The sequence below is a fragment of the Micromonospora sp. WMMD754 genome, from assembly GCF_049315235.1.
GTDB lineage: Bacteria > Actinomycetota > Actinomycetes > Mycobacteriales > Micromonosporaceae > Micromonospora > Micromonospora sediminicola.
Genome location: NZ_CP186058.1, coordinates 5,957,748 through 5,973,508, shown reverse-complemented (window position 1 = coordinate 5,973,508; position 15,761 = coordinate 5,957,748). Strand labels below are relative to the sequence as shown.

Genomic DNA, 15,761 nt, shown 5'->3' with positions numbered 1-15,761 from the left:
CGCAGGCCGCCCGCCGGTCCGACCGGGCCTCAGGCCGACAGTCGGTCGGCCCGGTGCAGCAGGGCGGCCGCGGCCAGGCCGCCCACCAGGACCGCCACCGCGCCCACCGTCTGGCCGGTCCGCAACGCCTCGGCGAAGGCGGCGGTGACCGCCTCCCGGTCCGGGCCGGCGGCGGCCAGCGCCGCCGGGAACGAGCCGGCGCCGGCCAGCGCGGCCGGCAGCAGCGCGCCGAACCGGGCGTTGAGCACCGCGCCCAGCACCGCGACGCCGAGGCTGCTGCCTACCTCGGTCATGGTGCCGTCCACGCCGGCCCCGGCGCCCGCCTTGTCGGTGGGGATCGCGCTCATCACCGCCTCGACGATCGCCGGGTTCGCCAGCGCGCACCCGGCGCCCATCACCAGCAGCCCGGCCAGCAGCGTGCCGTAACCCTCGGACGGGCCGTGCGTGACCAGCGCCAGACCGCCGGCCAGCAGGGTCATCCCGACCGCGATGGCGGTCGGCCGTCCGAGCCGGCGGATCACCGACGCGGCCACCCCGCCGGCGGTGAGCACCACGATGGACAACGCGAACGGCGCCATCCGCAGCCCCGCTTCCCAGGCCGGATAGCCCCGGACGAACTGCAGGTGCTGGGTGAGCAGGAACAGCGCGCCGGTGGCGCCGAACGTGATCAGCACGACGCCGCAGACCGCGCCGACGAAGCGGTGGTCCCGGAAGAAGCGCATGTCCAGCATCGGGTGGGCGACCCGCCGTTCCCAGCCGACGAACGACGCCAGCAGCAGCACGCCGGCCGCGCCCGCGCCGAGCACCGGCGCCGACGCCCAGCCGCGCTCGGGACCGGAGATGATCGCCCAGACGATCGCGGTCAGGCCGCCGGTGGACAGCGCCACGCCGCCCAGGTCGAGCGGCCCGCCGGCCGGGTCCCGCGACTCCGGGACCAGCGCCCGGGCGGCGAGCAGGCAGACCAGCACGACCGGCACGTTGAGCAGGAAGATCGCGCCCCACGGCAGGTGCGCCAGGACGAACCCGCCGATCGGTGGTCCGGCGGCGAAGCCCAGGGCGCTGGTGGCCGCCCAGACCCCGATCGCGCGGGACCGTTCGGCGGCGTCGAAGACCTGCATGGCCACGGCCAGGGTGGCGGTGGCCAGCAGCGCGCCGCCCACGCCCATGCCGGCCCGGGCGGCGATCAGCTGCTCGGCGGTGCGGGCGAGCCCGGCCGCCGTCGAGCCGAGCCCGAACAGCGCCAGCCCGACCAGCAGCATCCGCCGCCGCCCGTACCGGTCGGCCGCGCTGCCGGCGCTCAGCAGCAGACCGGACAGCACCAGCGCGTACGCGTTGATCATCCACTGCACGTCGGCGGTGCCGGCGTCCAACTCGACCGTGAGCACCGGCACGGCAACGGTCAGCACGGTGTTGTCCAGCACCACCACGAGCTGGGCCAGGCAGAGCACGGCCAGGATCAGCCAGCGGTGCGGCACCGGGGCCGGGGTGGCCCGGTCGGCGGGCACCGTCGTCGGGTCGGCGCTCGTCGGGTCGGCACTCATGGGGTCGGCGCGAAGCGGGCGAGCGGGTTGACCAGCGTGCCCGCGAACTGCAACGCGGCGGACGGGTCGGTCAGGTCCACCATCTGCTGGTTGTTGCGCAGCTGGAGCCGGTTGAGGCAGGAGAGGGTGAACTCCGGCGCGAACAGGTCGTACCGGCGCATCCGCTCGGCCAGGTGCGGCACCGTGGTCGCGTAGTCGGTGGCGCACCCGGCCACGGTGCGCCAGAAGTCGTCCTGGTCGAGCACGCCCTCGGTGTGCAGGGCGGCGCTCAGGTGCCGCAGGAAGCAGTCGAAGACGTCGGTGAAGATGGACAGGATCTTCTCGTCCTCTGCGATCGCGGCCCGGATCCGGCGCACCCGCTCCGGCAGGTCGGCCTCCGGGTCCATCACCACGATCTCCTCGGCGATGTCCTTGAAGACCACCCGCTCCACCACGTCGCCGTCCAGCACCAGGATGACGTTCTCGCCGTGCGGCATGAAGGCCAGGTCGTGGGCGTACAGGCTGTGCAGCAACGGCACCAGGTAGGCGTCCAGGTAGCGGCGCACCCAGCGCGCCGGCGGCAGGCCGGACCGGGTGATCAGCGCCGCCGCCAGCGAGCGGCCGTCCCGGTCGAGGTGCAGCAGCGAGGCCATCGTGGCCAGTCGTCGCCCGGGTTCCAGGCCGGGCACCGGGCTCTCCCGCCAGAGCGCGGCCAGCATCTTCCGGTACGGCGAGCCGGGGGCGGTCGCCGCCTCGTACTGCCGGTGCCGGTAGCCGATCGCGGCCCGCTCCCGGATGATCGACAAGCCGGTGCGCGTGAGCACCGGGTCGTTCTCGATCAGGTCGGCCAGCCAGTCGTTGATCGCGGGCGTGGCCTCCATGTACGCGGCGGACAGCCCGCGCATGAAGCCCATGTTCAGCACCGACAGCGCGGTCTTGACGTAGTGCTTCGCCGGGTCGGTGACGTTGAAGAACGTGCGGATGGACTGCTGGGCCAGGTAGTCGTCCGGTCCCTCGCCGAGGCAGACCAGCCGGCGCCGGGCCACGTCGCCGGCGAAGGTGACCGCGAGCCTGTTCCACCACTGCCACGGGTGCACCGGGATCAGCAGGCAGTCGGCCGGGTCGAGGCCGAGCCCGGTGAGCGTGGCGGTGAACCTGGCGAGCGTCTCGTCGCCCAGTTCGGCGCGGACCAGCGCGTCGTAGTCCAGGTCGGCGGCGCAGGTGAACGTGGTGTGGTCACGGTGCGCGGCCAGCCAGAGCAGCCGTACCGGCGCGGCGGTCTCCGGGGCGTACCGGTGGTATTCGTGCACGCCGAAGCCGATCCGCCCGTTGTTGGCCACGAAGCAGGGGTGGCCCTCGGTCATCTGCGTCTCGATCGACTGGAAGTCGGCGGCGGCCAGCTCGGCGGCGGTCACCGCGGGCTTGCCCAGCTTGTACGCGGTGCCCGCGAGGGTGGAGGTGATCTCCTCCAGGTAGACGGGCAGGATCGCGTCGGTGAGGCCGAGCGCGGCGCGCAGCTCCAGGCAGAGGTCGACCGCGTCGAGCGGCAGCTCCGCGTCGTCGCGGCGCCGGGTGATGCTGGCGGCGTCGACCTGCCAGTGGTCCAGCGCCAGCCGCCGCGCGGCGAACCGGTACTGCACCGTGCCGTCGTCGCTGCGCACGACCCACCGCCCGGGGCCGGCCGGCTCGGGGGTGATCAGGCGCTCGTGGGCGAACTCGGCGAGCGCCTTGCGCACCAGCAGCCGGTTGGCCGTCGCCCACGCCTCGGGGGTCAGGTGGTCCACGGACGCGGCGGGGTTCACGGGGTCGCCTCTCCCCGGGCCGCGGCCCGGAATCGTTCCCGGGTGCAGACGCTGAGCAGCGCGTCCTTCTCCGGCTTGCGGATCTCGCCGACGACGGTGAAGCCGACGGCGGCGTTGAGCGCGTGCACGGCGGTGTTGCGCACGTCCGGCTCCACCATCACCCGCCGGGTCGCCGGGTCGGCGAAGAGCCAGGCCATCACCGTGGTGAGCACGGCGCGGGTGAAGCCGTGCGCGGGCGTGTCGGTGGGGGCGCAGAGGAAGTGCATGCCCACGTCGCCGGGCTCCGGCTCGTAGAGGCCGACCAGCTCCACCCGGGCCGGGTCGTACCGTTCGGCCAGGAACGCGGGCCGGCCGCGCCACGAGCCGAGGTACGCGTCGTGGTGCGGGTGGGCGGCGATGCGCCGGTACTCCTCGGCGACGCCGGCCACGTCGGCGTCCTGCATCAGCCAGAACGCGGCCTTCGGATGGGTGACCCAACGGTGCAGCAGCGCCGCGTCGGCGTCGACGTCCAGCGGGCGCAGCGCGAACTCGCCGAGCCGCTCGTCGAGACGGGTGAAGACGTTCACGCCGGACTGATCGCGCATGCGCTCACGGCCCTCGCTTCGCTCGGTGCGTTCGCTCATGCCGGTACCCCGAACTCCTGGAACGCGATCGACTTCTCGATCGGGTAGTGCTCCCGGCCGGTCAGCTCCCGGATGATCCACGAGTTGCGGTAGGGCCCCATGCCCAGGTCGGGCGAGGTGATGCTGTGCGTGTGCGTGCCGGCGTTCTGCAGGAACACGCCCCGGCCGGTGTGGTCGACGCTGTAGTTGCGGGCCACGTCGAAGCGGCCGTGGCCGTCGAAGCGGAGCCGGTCGCGCACCGGGGCGAGGAACTCCGGCACCCGGTAGTGGTAGCCGGTGGCCAGCACCAGGCCCTCGGTGTCCAGCGTGAACGCGTGGTCCTGTTCGGTGTGGCGCAGCCCGAGCCGGTAGCGGCCGTCGGCGTACGCGGCGTCGACCAGTTCGGTGTTGGTCAGCAGCCGGGTCGGCGCGGGCGCGTGCAGGCTCTTCGCGTAGAGGGTGTCGTAGATGTCGTTGATCAGATCGGCGTTGATGCCCTTGAACAGCGGCTTCTGCGCTGCTTCCAGCCGGTAGCGGGTCGGCTCGGGCAGCGCATGGAAGTAGTCCACGTAGTCCGGTGAGGTCATCTCCAGCGTCAGCTTGGTGTACTCCAGCGGGAAGAACCGGGGCGAGCGGGTGACCCAGGTGAGCTGGTAGCCGTACGTGTCGATGTCGCTCAGCAGGTCGTGGTAGATCTCGGCCGCGCTCTGGCCGCTGCCCACGACGGTGATGCTCCGCTTGGCGCGCAAGGACTCCCGGTGCTCCAGGTAGCGGGAGTTGTGGATCAGGTCGCCGCCCAGGCCGGCGCAGGCGGGCGGCAGATACGGCGGGGTGCCGGTGCCGAGCACCAGGTGCCGGGCCCGGTGGGTGACCGGCCCGTCCGGCGTGTCGGCGCGTACCACGTAGCGGTCGTCGGCCCCGTCGTGCTCGACGCTGGTGACGACGTGCCGGAAGCGCAGGTTCGGCAGCTTGGCGGCGGCCCACCGGCAGTAGTCGTTGTACTCGGCGCGCAGCGGGAAGAAGCTCTCCCGGATGTAGAACGGGTAGAGCCGCCCGGTCTCCTTGAGATAGCTGAGGAACGAGTACGGCGAGGTGGGGTCCGCGAGCGTGACCAGGTCGGCGATGAACGGCGTCTGCAACCGGGTCGATTCGAGCAGCATCCCGGGGTGCCAGTCGAAGCCGTCGCGCGCCTCCAGGAACAGCCCGTCGAGGTCGTCGATCGGTGCGCTGAGGCAGGCCAGGCCGAGGTTGTACGGGCCCAGCCCGACGGCGATGAAGTCGTGGGTCGACATGGGGTTCTTCCGTTCGGGGCCGGGGTCAGCCGACCGGGCAGGACAGCTCGGCGGTGGCCGCGGTCCGGGCGTACCAGGCGGCGTGGTCGGCGATCAGGTCGCGCACGTGGGCGATGTCGTCGACGGTGGTCTCGGGGTTGAGCAGGGTGAGCTTCAGCCAGTGCGCGCCGTCGACCTTGGTGCCGGCGACCAGGGCCGCGCCGGAGGTGGCCAGCGCCTCGCGGGCGTGCAGGTTGGCCTCGTCGACCAGGTGCGGGTCGGCGCCGGGCGGCAGGTGTCGGAAGACCACGGTGCTCAGCGGGGAGCGGGCCGCGACCTCGAACCGGGGGTCGGCGTCGAACAGCCGCCAGGCGTCGGCCGCGAGGTCGACCACCTGGTCGAAGAGCGCGCCGATCGCGTCCGGCCCCATGATCCGCAGGGTCAGCCAGAGCTTGCACGCGTCGAAGCGGCGGGTGGTCTGGATGCTCTTGTCGACCTGGTTCGGGATGCCCTGCTCGACCGCGCGGGCCGGGTTGAGGTAGTCGGCGTGCCAGGTGGCGTGGCGCAGCACCCGGCCGTCGCGGACCAGCAGCGCGCTGGAGCTGACCGGCTGGAAGAACGACTTGTGGTAGTCGACGGTGACCGAGGCCGCCCGCTCGATGCCGTCGAGCAGGTGCCGGCGGGTGGGGGAGACCAGCAGCCCGCAGCCGTACGCGGCGTCGACGTGCATCCAGACGCCGGCGGCGGTGCAGATGTCGGCGATCTCGGGCAGCGGGTCGATGGTGCCGAAGTCCGTGGTGCCGGCGGTGGCGACGACGGCCATCACCACCTGCCCGTCGCGCCGGCAGCGGTCGATGGTGCGGGCGAGTTCGTCGGTGCGCATCCGGCGGCCGGCGTCGGTGGGCACGGTGAGCACCGCGTCGGCGGAGAGGCCGAGCAGCTTGGCCGCCTTCTGCACGCTGAAGTGGCCGGCGGCGGAGGTGATGATCCGCAGCTGGGCCAGCACCTCCGGCCGGGCCGGGCGGGTGGCCGCGCCGCCGACCACCCGGCGGTGGGTCTCCTCCCGGGCCAGCAGCATGGCCTGCAGGTTCGACTGGGTGCCACCGCTGGTGAACACGCCGTCGGCGGTGGCGCCGAGACCGATCCGTCCGGCCGTCCACTCGATCAGGCGCCGCTCCATCAGCGTGGCGCCGACACTCTGGTCCCAGGTGTCCAGCGAGGAGTTGACCGCGCTGAGCACGGCCTCGCCGAGCAGCGCCGGGATGACCACCGGGCAGTTCAGGTGGGCCAGGTAGCGCGGGTGGTGGAAGTACACCGCGTCGCGCAGCCAGACGTCGTGCAGCTCGTCCAGGGCGGCGTCGGTGTCGCCGAGCGGCCGGTCCAGGTCGATCGCGCCGACCACCGGGGCGAGCGCCTCCGGCGTCACGCCGGTGAACGGCCGGTCGGCCGCGCCCACCCGGCGGGCGACGCGGTCGACGCCGCGCGCCAGCACGTCCCGGTACCGCCCGAGCGAGCCGGCGTTGAACAGGTGGGCGCGCGCTGCGGTGTCGATCGCACTCATGTGACTTCCCGGTCGTCGTGCGGACAGGAGCGCGGGCGGACCGCGCGGAGATCAGATTAGGTTAGGCTTACCTAACAAGCAAGTCCGTCGCGGCGGGTGTCGGGCGGGAGGGCGCTCCGGACGGCGGGAACCGCCGCTGGTGCGCCACGCCCACCACGACCCCGGCGGCCACCAGCCCGAGCGAGGCCAGCGCCACCGCCGGGTAGCCGAACCGTCCGGCGGCGGCGAGCCCGAGCGAGGCGGCCACGAACGAGCACACCAGCCCGAACGACGACAGCACGGTGAAGTCGGTGCCCCCGCTGCCCGGCCGGGAGTAGTCCATGTTGACCGTGTAGAGCACCACGTTGGCGATCGTGTACGCGGCCAGGAAGAAGCAGAGCGCGGCGACCGTGCCGCCGAGCGGCGCCCGGCCGCTCATCAGCGGCAGCAACGCCACCGTGGACAGCGCCAGCGTGACCCCGCCGGCCACCAACACGCCGGCCCGACCGAACCGGCCGACGCCGAGGCCCGCGACCAGGCCGGCCGCGATCGCCGGCACGCTGGTCACCACGCCGGTCACCACGCCGATCCGGCCCAGCGACCAGCCGGCGTCCACCAGCGCGGGCGTCACCAGCGCGTACGCCATGCCGGCCCCGACGTAGACCAGCGGCACCACGCCGAACGTCCACCACCGGCAGCCGGGCTGGCCGAACACCGACACCAGCGCCCGGTAGGCCGCCCCGATGCGCACGACCCGGTCGGTGCGCTCCGGTTCCCGGAACCGCCACACCACGAGCAGCCCGACCGCGGTCAGCGCGGCCAGCAGGCCGACCGCCGCCGCCCAGCCGAAGCGGTCGTAGACCAGCACGCACGCGCCGCCGCCGAGCAGGTTGCCCAGGTAGCTCGCGGCCACCTGGATGCCGTTGCCGGTGCCCCGGTCGGACGCGGCCAGCAGTCGCACCGCGACCGCGTCGGCGGCGATGTCCTGGGTGGCGGAGAAGAACACGAACGCGGCGCAGATGGCGATGACCGGGCCGAGCTGGTCGGCGGGCCGGGAGAACGGCAGCAGCGCCAGCAGCGTCAGCACCAGGGCGGCCTGCAACACCAGCAGCCAGGACCGGTAGTGGCCGCGGTGACGGGAGCCGTAGCGGTCGAGGACCGGCGCCCAGAGGAACTTGATCGGCCAGATCAGGCCGACCACCTGGAGCAGCGCCAGGGTGTCCAGCGAGGTGCCGCCGTCACGCAGGATGGCGGTGAGCCCGACGGTGATGAAGCCGATGCCGAGGTACTGCGTGACGTAGAGCGCGGTCAGCGTGCCGAGGCGGCCCATCAGACGGCCCGCCAGTAGCCGAGCGCGGTGAGCTGGTGCTTGCCGACGCCCAGCGTCCGCCGGACGTGCCGGGTGATGCTGCGGGTGCTGGCCGCCTCGCACGCCACCCAGTAGTGCGCGGTCCCGGCGGCGGGCAGCGCCGCGCAGACCGTGTCGACCAGGTGCCGGCCGTCGTCGCGGCGGGGCACCCAGGTCACCTGATGGTGCGCCCGGGCGCGCGGAGCGAGGGCCTTCTCGCCCTCGTGGGCGTACTCCAGCCACACCGTCGCCGGGATGTCCGCGCCGGCGTCGAGGAGGCTGTTCACCGCCGGCAGCGAGGCCGCGTCGCCGACCAGGTAGAGGTGCTCCGGCGTCGGTTCCGGCAGCTGGAACGCGCTGCCCTGCACGGTGGCGTCGATGGTGTCGCCGACCTCGGCGGTGGTCGCCCACCGGGCCGCGACGCCGTCGTGGACGGCGAACTCCAGCGTGAACCGTCCGTTCTCCGGGTCCGGGTCGACCAGCGTGTAGGCGCGCTGGTGTGCCCGCCCGTCGTTGTCGAACCAGAGCCGGATCCACATCGTCGGGTGCACGCCGCACGCGGCCAGCAGCCCACCGTCGTCGAGGAGCAGACGCTGGTAGTGCCCGTCGACCGACTCGGTGCCCCGCACGGTGAGCCGGAAGTCCCGGCCCCCCATGGCCTTGAGCACCAGGCCCTCCCAGTTCCGTTTCACGAACCCCTCCAGGTAAGGTCTGCCTCAGTTAGGGGAGGGTAACCTAAGTTGACCATCCGAGGAAACGGCCGCCCGACGACCCGCGTCGATCGCGATCCGTGGGGCGTGCCCCAGCTCTGGGCCGGCGACGTCGACGCGCTCGCCCGCCTCCAGGGCCGCGTCGCCGCCCAGGACCGGGCCTGGCAGATCAGCGTCGAGCGGTGGCGCGCCGAGGGCCGGCTGGCCGCCCGCGTCGGCGCCGCCGAGCTGCCCTGGGACCGGTTCGCCCGGCGGGCCCGGCTGGACGACACCGCCCGTCGCTGCCACGAGCGACTCGACCCGGCGACACGCCGGTGGGTCGAGGCGTACGTCGACGGCGTCAACGCCGGCCTCGCCGAGGGCGCGGCCGTCGCGCCCGAGTTCGCCGCGACCGGCGCCGCGCCGGAGCCGTGGCAGCCCTGGTCCCCGCTGGGCGTCTTCCTCGTCCAGCACGTGCTCTTCTCCACCTTCCCGAACAAGCTCTGGCAGGCGCACGTCACGCGCACCCTCGGCCCCGACGCGGTCGGACTCTTCGCGGTCGAGGGGCCGGCGTCGGCCGGCAGCAACGCCTGGGCGCTGCCCGCCGACCCGGTCACCGGGCGCGGCCCGGTGCTCGCCGGCGACCCGCACCGGCTGCTCGAACTGCCCGGCATCTACCAGCAGGTGCGCCTGGCCTGCCCCGAGTTCGACGTGGTCGGGCTGGCCTTCCCCGGGGTGCCCGGGCTGCCGCACTTCGGCCACGCCGGCCACGTCGCCTGGGCCGTCACCAACGCGATGGCCGACTACCAGGACCTCTACCGCGAGCAGCTGCGCCGCGACGGCGACCGGGTGCTGGTTCGGGACGCGGACGACTGGATCCCGGTCCCGCGCCACGTCGAGGAGATCGAGGTCCGCGGCGACGCGCCGGAACCGGTCGAGGTGATCGAGACGCCCCGCGGCCCGGTGATCGACCACGACCGGCGCACCGGTGAGGCGATCAGCCTGCGCACCCCGAGCCGGGTCGAGGCGCGCCTCGGCTTCGAGGCGCTGCTGCCGCTGCTGCGGGCCCGGGACACCGCCGACGTCGCGGACGCGCTGCGCCACTGGGTGGAGCCGGTCAACAGTGTGCTCGCCGCCGACACCGGCGGCGCCGTGCGTCGCCTGGTCGCCGGCCTGGTCCCGGTACGCGACGACCGGTGCCGCCGGGAGCCGGTACCCGGCTGGCGGTCGCGACACCACTGGCGCGGCGCCTACCTGCCGATGGTGGACGAGAAGGTCGAGGGCGTCGCGGTCTGCGCCAACGACCGCCGCGACGACGTCGCCGCGCACGGCGTCGACTTCGCACCGCCGCACCGGGCCCGGCGGATCCGGGCGCTGCTCGCCGACGGCGTCGACGCGTCCGCGGTGCACACCGACACCCGGCTGCCGGCGACACCGCTGCACCGGCTGCTCGACCGGCTCGACCCCGACCGGCTCGACGAATCCTCCCGTACGCTGCACCGGCGGTTGACCGGCTGGGACCGCGCGATGGCCGCCGACTCGGTCGAGGCCGGCGCGTTCGCCGCCTGGCGCGCCGCGCTCGCCCGCCGGCTGCGCGCGCACCCGCGGTTGCGGCGGCTGGCCGAGCCGTCCGGGTTCGACGAGCTGTTCACGCCCTGGACCGACCCGGCGGCACGGATCGGCCTGGCACTCGACCTCCTGGTCGAGCGGCACGTCGACCTGGGCGTCGACGTCGTACCGCTCGCTTCCGCCGCGCTGGCCGAGGTGGCCGCCGGTCCGACACCCGAGCCGTGGGGCCGCCGGCACCTGCTGCACCCGGTGCACCTGGGCGTCGCCGCGCAGACCTCGGCCGCGGTCGCGGCGATGCGGCGGTCGGTGGCGCTCGGCGGCGACACCGACTGCGTGCTGGCCACCTCCAGCGTCCCCGGCGTCTCCGACGCCTGCTGGCGCGGGCCGGTGGCCCGCTACGTGTGGGACCTGACCGACCGGGCCGCCGGCGGCTGGGCCGTCCCGTTCGGCGCCTCCGGCGTCCCCGGCGACCCGCACTTCTGCGACCAACTGCGCCACTGGGCCGCCGGCGACCTGATCCCGCTGCCCACCGGACCGCTGACTCCGGCGCCCGCCGGGTCCCCGACGAAGGACGAGACGACAGTGACCTACCAGGAGCAGATCCCCGACCTCGGCGAGCTGGCGCTGGAGCCGGTGCGCCCCTACCGGCACGCCGCGCTGCTGCACGGCTGGGTCACCTTGCCCCGCAACGCGTTCTGGGGGATGGGCTCGCACACGCTCGACGACGTCCGCGAGGTCTACGCGTTCCTCGACGGGCTGGAGACCCACCACGCCTACCTGATCCTGCTGGACGGGGAACCGGTCGGGCTGTTCCAGACCTACCGCCCGGAGGCGGACCCGGTGGGCGAGCGGTACCCGGTCCGGCCGGGGGACGTCGGGATGCACCTGCTGCTCAACCCGCCCCGGGGGCGGGCGCGCGGACTCACCACGGCCGTCGGGCCGGCCCTGGCCCGGTTCCTGCTGCTGGACCCGGCCGCCCGGCGCATCGTGGTGGAGCCGGACGTCCGCAACGAGGCGGCGCTGCGCCGGCTGCGGATCGAGGGTTTCACGTTCGCGTCCGAAATCGACATGCCGGACAAGCGCGCGCAGCTCGCGTTCCTGACCCGGGAGCGGTTCGAGGCGGACCACCCGTCGGCGTGACCGCCGCCCTCCGGACGATCTTTTCCGAAGAGGACCGTCCGGAAACACCCACATAGCTACGATTCCTCCGAAATCGGGCAACGGGGGAAAAATGATCAGAACGTTCACAGGCGCCGGGCGCAGAGCCGCCGCGGTCGTCGTCGTCGCGGCACTCGCCGCCCCGCTGCCGGCGGTGACCGCGTCGGCGGCTCCGGTCGGACAACCGCCGCCGGCGCCCGCGGGCCGGGCCGTCGGACCGGTCAACCCGGTCGCGCCGGCGCTGAGCTTCGGGGTGATGACCGAGGGCAACGCCACCGTGGTCGCCAGCGAGAACGAGGGCACCATGGCTGTCGGGGGAGACCTCTCCTTCGGCAACTACCAGCTCGCCAACAACACCGCCGGTTCGTTCGTCGTCCCCGGGGACAGTCGGCCGAGCGCGCTCGTGGTGGGCGGCCGGGTCGACTTCGCCGGCAGCGTGCCCGGCGCCCGGCTCCAGGTCCTCTCCCAGGGCTACGCCAAGGTCGGCAACCTCACCGGCACCGTGGTGCGGGACACCGACAACAACGGCGCCGCGGTCAACACCCGGATCCTGCCGACGAACAACTACGACGCCTTCCCACGGGTCGAGCTGACCGTCCGGCAGGCGCCCGCGAACGTCGGCCCCACCTCGCCGATCAACTTCGCCGCCGCGTACGAGTCGTTCCGGTCCACCTCGGTCGGTCTGGCCGGCTGCGCGAACACGGTGGTGCTCCGGACCCCCAACGGCGACGTCCTGCCCAGCCCGATCCCGCCCGGCAGCAACGCGGTCGTCACGCTGACCAGCGGTGTCACCAACGTGTTGAACCTCAGCGCCACCGACCTGAACAACATCGACACGTTGACCTTCCGGGACCAGCCCACGCCGACCACGCCGCTGCTGATCAACGTGGACACCAGCGGCGTCGGGAACACCTTCGACTGGAACGCGCCGAACTTCTCCGGCATCGGCGGCCAGCAGGCCCAGTACGTCCTGATCAACTTCCCGACCGCGACCCGGCTCTCGCTCACCGCGGGAGCCCGCACGGTCGAGGGCAGCATCTACGCGCCGAACGCCGACTTCACCGACCTCTCGGCCAGCAACACCGAGGGCAGCGTGATCACCCGGACGCTCGACCACCGCGGCGGCGAGATCCACTACTTCCCGTTCAGCACGACGCTGACCTGCAACGGCGGCGGCCCGGCCAGCATCGCGGTGGTCAAGTCGTCGACCACCGCGCTGATCGGCTCCGTCGGCCAGCAGGTGCCCTACTCCTTCCGGGTGGTCAACACCGGCGGCGTGCGCCTGACCGACGTCACCGTCGACGACGTGCAGACGCCGCCGTCGTCGAACGCGAACCTGGGGCCGATCACCTGCCCGGTCACCGCGCTCGACCCGGGGGCGTCCACCACCTGCACCGCCACGTACACGGTCACCCAGGCCGACCTCGACCACGGCGGGGTGTCGGACACGGCGACCGCGCGGGGCACGCCCGCCGGTGGCGGCGCCCCGGTGGTCTCCGACCCGACCGACCTCACCATCCCGGCGGAGGTCCTGACCCCGTCGATCTCGGTGCTGAAGTCATCGACCACCACCACCATCACGACCGCCGGGCAGCAGGTGCCGTACCGGTTCGCGGTGACGAACACCGGTGGGCTGACGCTGTCCGACGTGAACGTGACGGACACGCAGACGCCGCCGTCGTCGAACGCCAACCTGGGCCCGATCACCTGCCCGGTGACCACGTTGGCGCCGGGCGCGTCGACCACCTGCACCGCCACGTACACGGTCACCCAGGCCGACCTCGACCACGGGTCGGTGTCGGACACCGCGACCGCGCACGGCACACCACCGGGCAGCACCACCCCGGTCGACTCGGAACCGTCGGAGCTGACGATCGCGGCGACGCCGGTGACTCCCGACATCACGCTGGTGAAGTCCTCGACCACCACCACCATCACCGCCGAGGGACAGCAGGTCGAGTACCGGTTCGCGGTGACCAACACCGGTGGGGTCACGTTGTCGGACGTGAACGTGACGGACGTGCAGACGCCGCCGTCGTCGAACGCGAACCTGGGCCCGATCACCTGCCCGGTGACCACGTTGGCGCCGGGCGCGTCGACCACCTGCACGGCGACGTACACCGTGTCGCAGGCGGACCTCGACATCGGGCGGGTGTCGGACACCGCGACCGCGCACGGCACACCGCCGGGGAGCGCGACGCCGATCGACTCGGACCCGTCGGACCTGACCATCGCGGCGAGGCCGGCGGCCCCGGAGATCACCGTGGTGAAGTCGTCCACCACCACCACGATCACGGCCGCCGGGCAGCAGGTGCCGTACCGGTTCGCCGTGACCAACACCGGTGGGGTCACGTTGTCGGACGTGAACGTGACGGACGTACAGACGCCGCCGTCGTCGAACGCGAACCTCGGCCCGATCACCTGCCCGGTGACCACGTTGGCGCCGGGCGCGTCGACCACCTGCACGGCGACGTACACCGTGTCGCAGGCCGACATCGACAACGGCTCGCTCGGCGACACGGCGACCGCCCACGGCACTCCCGTCGGCGGGGAGACGCCGATCGACTCCGAACCGTCGGATCTGACCGTCCCCCGGGCGCCGGTGACCGCCGGGATCAGTGTGGACAAGACCTCCACCACCACGGTGGTCACCGCACCGGGCCAGCGGGTGCCGTACCGGTTCGTCGTGGTCAACACCGGCGGGCTCACACTGTCGAACGTCACCGTCACCGACGTGCAGACGCCACCGTCGTCGAACGTCGACCTCGGCCCGATCACGTGTGCGGACACGACGTTGGCGCCGGGCGCGTCGACCACCTGCACCGCCACGTACACCGTCACCCAGGCCGACCTCGACCACGGATCGGTCAGCGACACCGCGACCGCCCACGGCACCCCGGCCGGCGCCCAGACGCCGATCGACTCCGACCCGGCCTCGCTGACCGTTCCGGCCGGTGACCCGGCGGTCGACATCGAGGTGGTCAAGTCGTCCGACACGGTCGCGATCACCCAGGTCGGCCAGAAGGTGAACTACACCTACCGGGTGGTCAACACCGGCGGCCTGACGCTGACCAGGGTCACGGTGAACGACACCCTCCTGCCGCCGGCCAGCCGGGACAACCTCACGGTCATCACGTGCGGCCCGGACAACGTCCCGAACGGCACCGTCACGCTGGCGCCGGGAGCGTCGGTCGAGTGCCGGGCCACGTACACGGTCTCGGAGGCCGACTTCGCCCAGGCGTCGCTGCTCGACGTGGCGACGGCCACCGGCACCCCGCCGCGCGGACCCGCGGCCGTCTCCGGGCCGTCGACGCAGGACATCCCGATCCTGCACCCGGGGATCGCGCTCACCAAGACCGTGACGCCGGAGGTGGTGTCCCGCCCCGGTGAGGTCGTCACCTACCGGTACGTGGTCACCGACACCGGCAACACCACGCTGACCGGCGTCGCCGTGGACGAGACCGCCTTCTCCGGCAGCGGGCGGCCCTCGGCGATCACCTGCGACGGCGCCACGCTCGCCCCGGGGCAGAGCCTGACCTGCACGGCGACCTACGCGGTGACCGAGGCCGACGTCCAAGCCGGGCGGGTCACCAACACGGCGGTCGCGGTCGGCACCCCGCCGAGCGTTCCCGGCCAGGACCCGCCGGCGCCGGTCCGCTCCGAGCCGGCCTCCGCCACGGTGACCGCGACCCGGGGCGCGGCGATCGCGCTGGAGAAGTCCGCCGACCCGGGCGAGGTGCACAAGGTCGGCCAACAGGTGCGGTACCGGTTCCAGGTCACCAACACCGGATCGGTCCCGCTGACCGGGGTCACGGTGACCGACACGCTCGCGCCACCGGCCGACCCGGCGAACCTCGGGCCGATCACCTGTGGTCCGGGCGGCACGCCCAACGGAGCGGTCACGCTCGCGCCGGGGGAGAGCGTCACCTGCACGGCGACGTACACCGTGTCGAAGGCGGACGCCTCGCAGCGGTGCATCACCGACACCGCCACCGCGACGGGCACACCGCCGGCGGGTGCGGCTCCGGTGTCGCCGGAGGCCACGCTCTGCGTCCGGGTGGTGATCGGACCCGGTCCGAAGCCCGGCCCGTGGCCCTGGCACGGCCACGGCAAGCTGCCGGTCACCGGGACGTCGTTCCTGCTCCCGCTGGCCGTCGGCGGCGCGGCGGTGCTGCTGACCGGCGTCACCCTGATGCTGCTGACCCGGCGCCGCCGGATCGGCGCCCGGCACGACTCCGTTTGATCGGCGCCGTCCCGGCGAG

Annotated in this window: 9 protein-coding genes and 1 pseudogene; 3 read left to right on the top strand and 7 right to left on the bottom strand. The window is 73.4% G+C overall.

Annotated features, from left to right (window positions below; all coding sequences use genetic code 11):
- Nucleotides 1–29: 29 nt before the first annotated feature.
- The 7 genes from ACN27B_RS28070 to ACN27B_RS28040 all read right to left on the bottom strand — a co-directional run bounded on the left by ACN27B_RS28070 (nt 30) and on the right by ACN27B_RS28040 (nt 8,775).
- Complete coding sequence (locus tag ACN27B_RS28070; protein WP_422742143.1) at nt 30–1,541, bottom strand: MFS transporter; 1,512 nt, start codon at nt 1,539–1,541, stop codon at nt 30–32.
- Complete coding sequence (locus tag ACN27B_RS28065; protein WP_422742141.1) at nt 1,538–3,322, bottom strand: IucA/IucC family protein; 1,785 nt, start codon at nt 3,320–3,322, stop codon at nt 1,538–1,540. The genes ACN27B_RS28070 and ACN27B_RS28065 overlap by 4 nt, the downstream gene beginning before the upstream one ends.
- Nucleotides 3,319–3,906: a GNAT family N-acetyltransferase gene (locus tag ACN27B_RS28060; RefSeq protein ID WP_099164526.1), complete on the bottom strand. Its 588-nt coding sequence runs from the start codon at nt 3,904–3,906 to the stop codon at nt 3,319–3,321. The genes ACN27B_RS28065 and ACN27B_RS28060 overlap by 4 nt, the downstream gene beginning before the upstream one ends.
- Before the next feature lie 35 nt (nt 3,907–3,941).
- Nucleotides 3,942–5,216: a lysine N(6)-hydroxylase/L-ornithine N(5)-oxygenase family protein gene (locus ACN27B_RS28055; protein ID WP_422742139.1), complete on the bottom strand. Its 1,275-nt coding sequence runs from the start codon at nt 5,214–5,216 to the stop codon at nt 3,942–3,944.
- Between the two features lie 25 nt (nt 5,217–5,241).
- Nucleotides 5,242–6,756 (bottom strand): pyridoxal phosphate-dependent decarboxylase family protein, encoded by a 1,515-nt coding sequence (locus ACN27B_RS28050; RefSeq protein WP_422742137.1) that lies wholly within the window; start codon nt 6,754–6,756, stop codon nt 5,242–5,244.
- Nucleotides 6,757–6,823: 67 nt separating this feature from the next.
- Nucleotides 6,824–8,065, bottom strand: coding sequence for an MFS transporter (locus ACN27B_RS28045; RefSeq protein WP_422742134.1), 1,242 nt, complete (start codon nt 8,063–8,065; stop codon nt 6,824–6,826).
- The gene (locus ACN27B_RS28040; protein WP_357623246.1) at nt 8,065–8,775 is read right to left on the bottom strand and encodes a siderophore-interacting protein; all 711 of its coding nucleotides are present in this window, start codon (nt 8,773–8,775) and stop codon (nt 8,065–8,067) included. The genes ACN27B_RS28045 and ACN27B_RS28040 overlap by 1 nt, the downstream gene beginning before the upstream one ends.
- A 54-nt stretch (nt 8,776–8,829) precedes the next feature.
- Here ACN27B_RS28040 and ACN27B_RS28035 point away from each other — a divergent pair.
- The 3 genes and pseudogenes from ACN27B_RS28035 to ACN27B_RS28025 form a co-directional block, all read left to right on the top strand.
- Nucleotides 8,830–10,872: pseudogene (locus tag ACN27B_RS28035) on the top strand (penicillin acylase family protein); the annotation flags it as partial.
- A gap of 51 nt (nt 10,873–10,923) precedes the next feature.
- Nucleotides 10,924–11,481 carry a GNAT family N-acetyltransferase gene (locus tag ACN27B_RS28030; protein ID WP_422746088.1) on the top strand — a complete coding sequence of 186 codons (558 nt, stop codon included), beginning with the start codon at nt 10,924–10,926 and terminating at the stop codon, nt 11,479–11,481.
- A gap of 91 nt (nt 11,482–11,572) precedes the next feature.
- The gene (locus ACN27B_RS28025) at nt 11,573–15,742 is read left to right on the top strand and encodes a DUF7507 domain-containing protein (protein ID WP_422742130.1); all 4,170 of its coding nucleotides are present in this window, start codon (nt 11,573–11,575) and stop codon (nt 15,740–15,742) included.
- Nucleotides 15,743–15,761: the final 19 nt, after the last annotated feature.

Bases quoted from the DNA above. Each gene is read 5' to 3' on its own strand.
- ACN27B_RS28060 (WP_099164526.1), bottom strand. From the start codon at position 3,906: ATGCGCGATCAGTCCGGCGTGAACGTCTTCACCCGTCTCGACGAGCGG.
- ACN27B_RS28055 (WP_422742139.1), bottom strand. From the start codon at position 5,216: ATGTCGACCCACGACTTCATCGCCGTCGGGCTGGGCCCGTACAACCTC.
- ACN27B_RS28070 (WP_422742143.1), bottom strand. From the start codon at position 1,541: ATGAGTGCCGACCCGACGAGCGCCGACCCGACGACGGTGCCCGCCGAC.
- ACN27B_RS28045 (WP_422742134.1), bottom strand. From the start codon at position 8,065: ATGGGCCGCCTCGGCACGCTGACCGCGCTCTACGTCACGCAGTACCTC.
- ACN27B_RS28050 (WP_422742137.1), bottom strand. From the start codon at position 6,756: ATGAGTGCGATCGACACCGCAGCGCGCGCCCACCTGTTCAACGCCGGC.
- ACN27B_RS28025 (WP_422742130.1), top strand. From the start codon at position 11,573: ATGATCAGAACGTTCACAGGCGCCGGGCGCAGAGCCGCCGCGGTCGTC.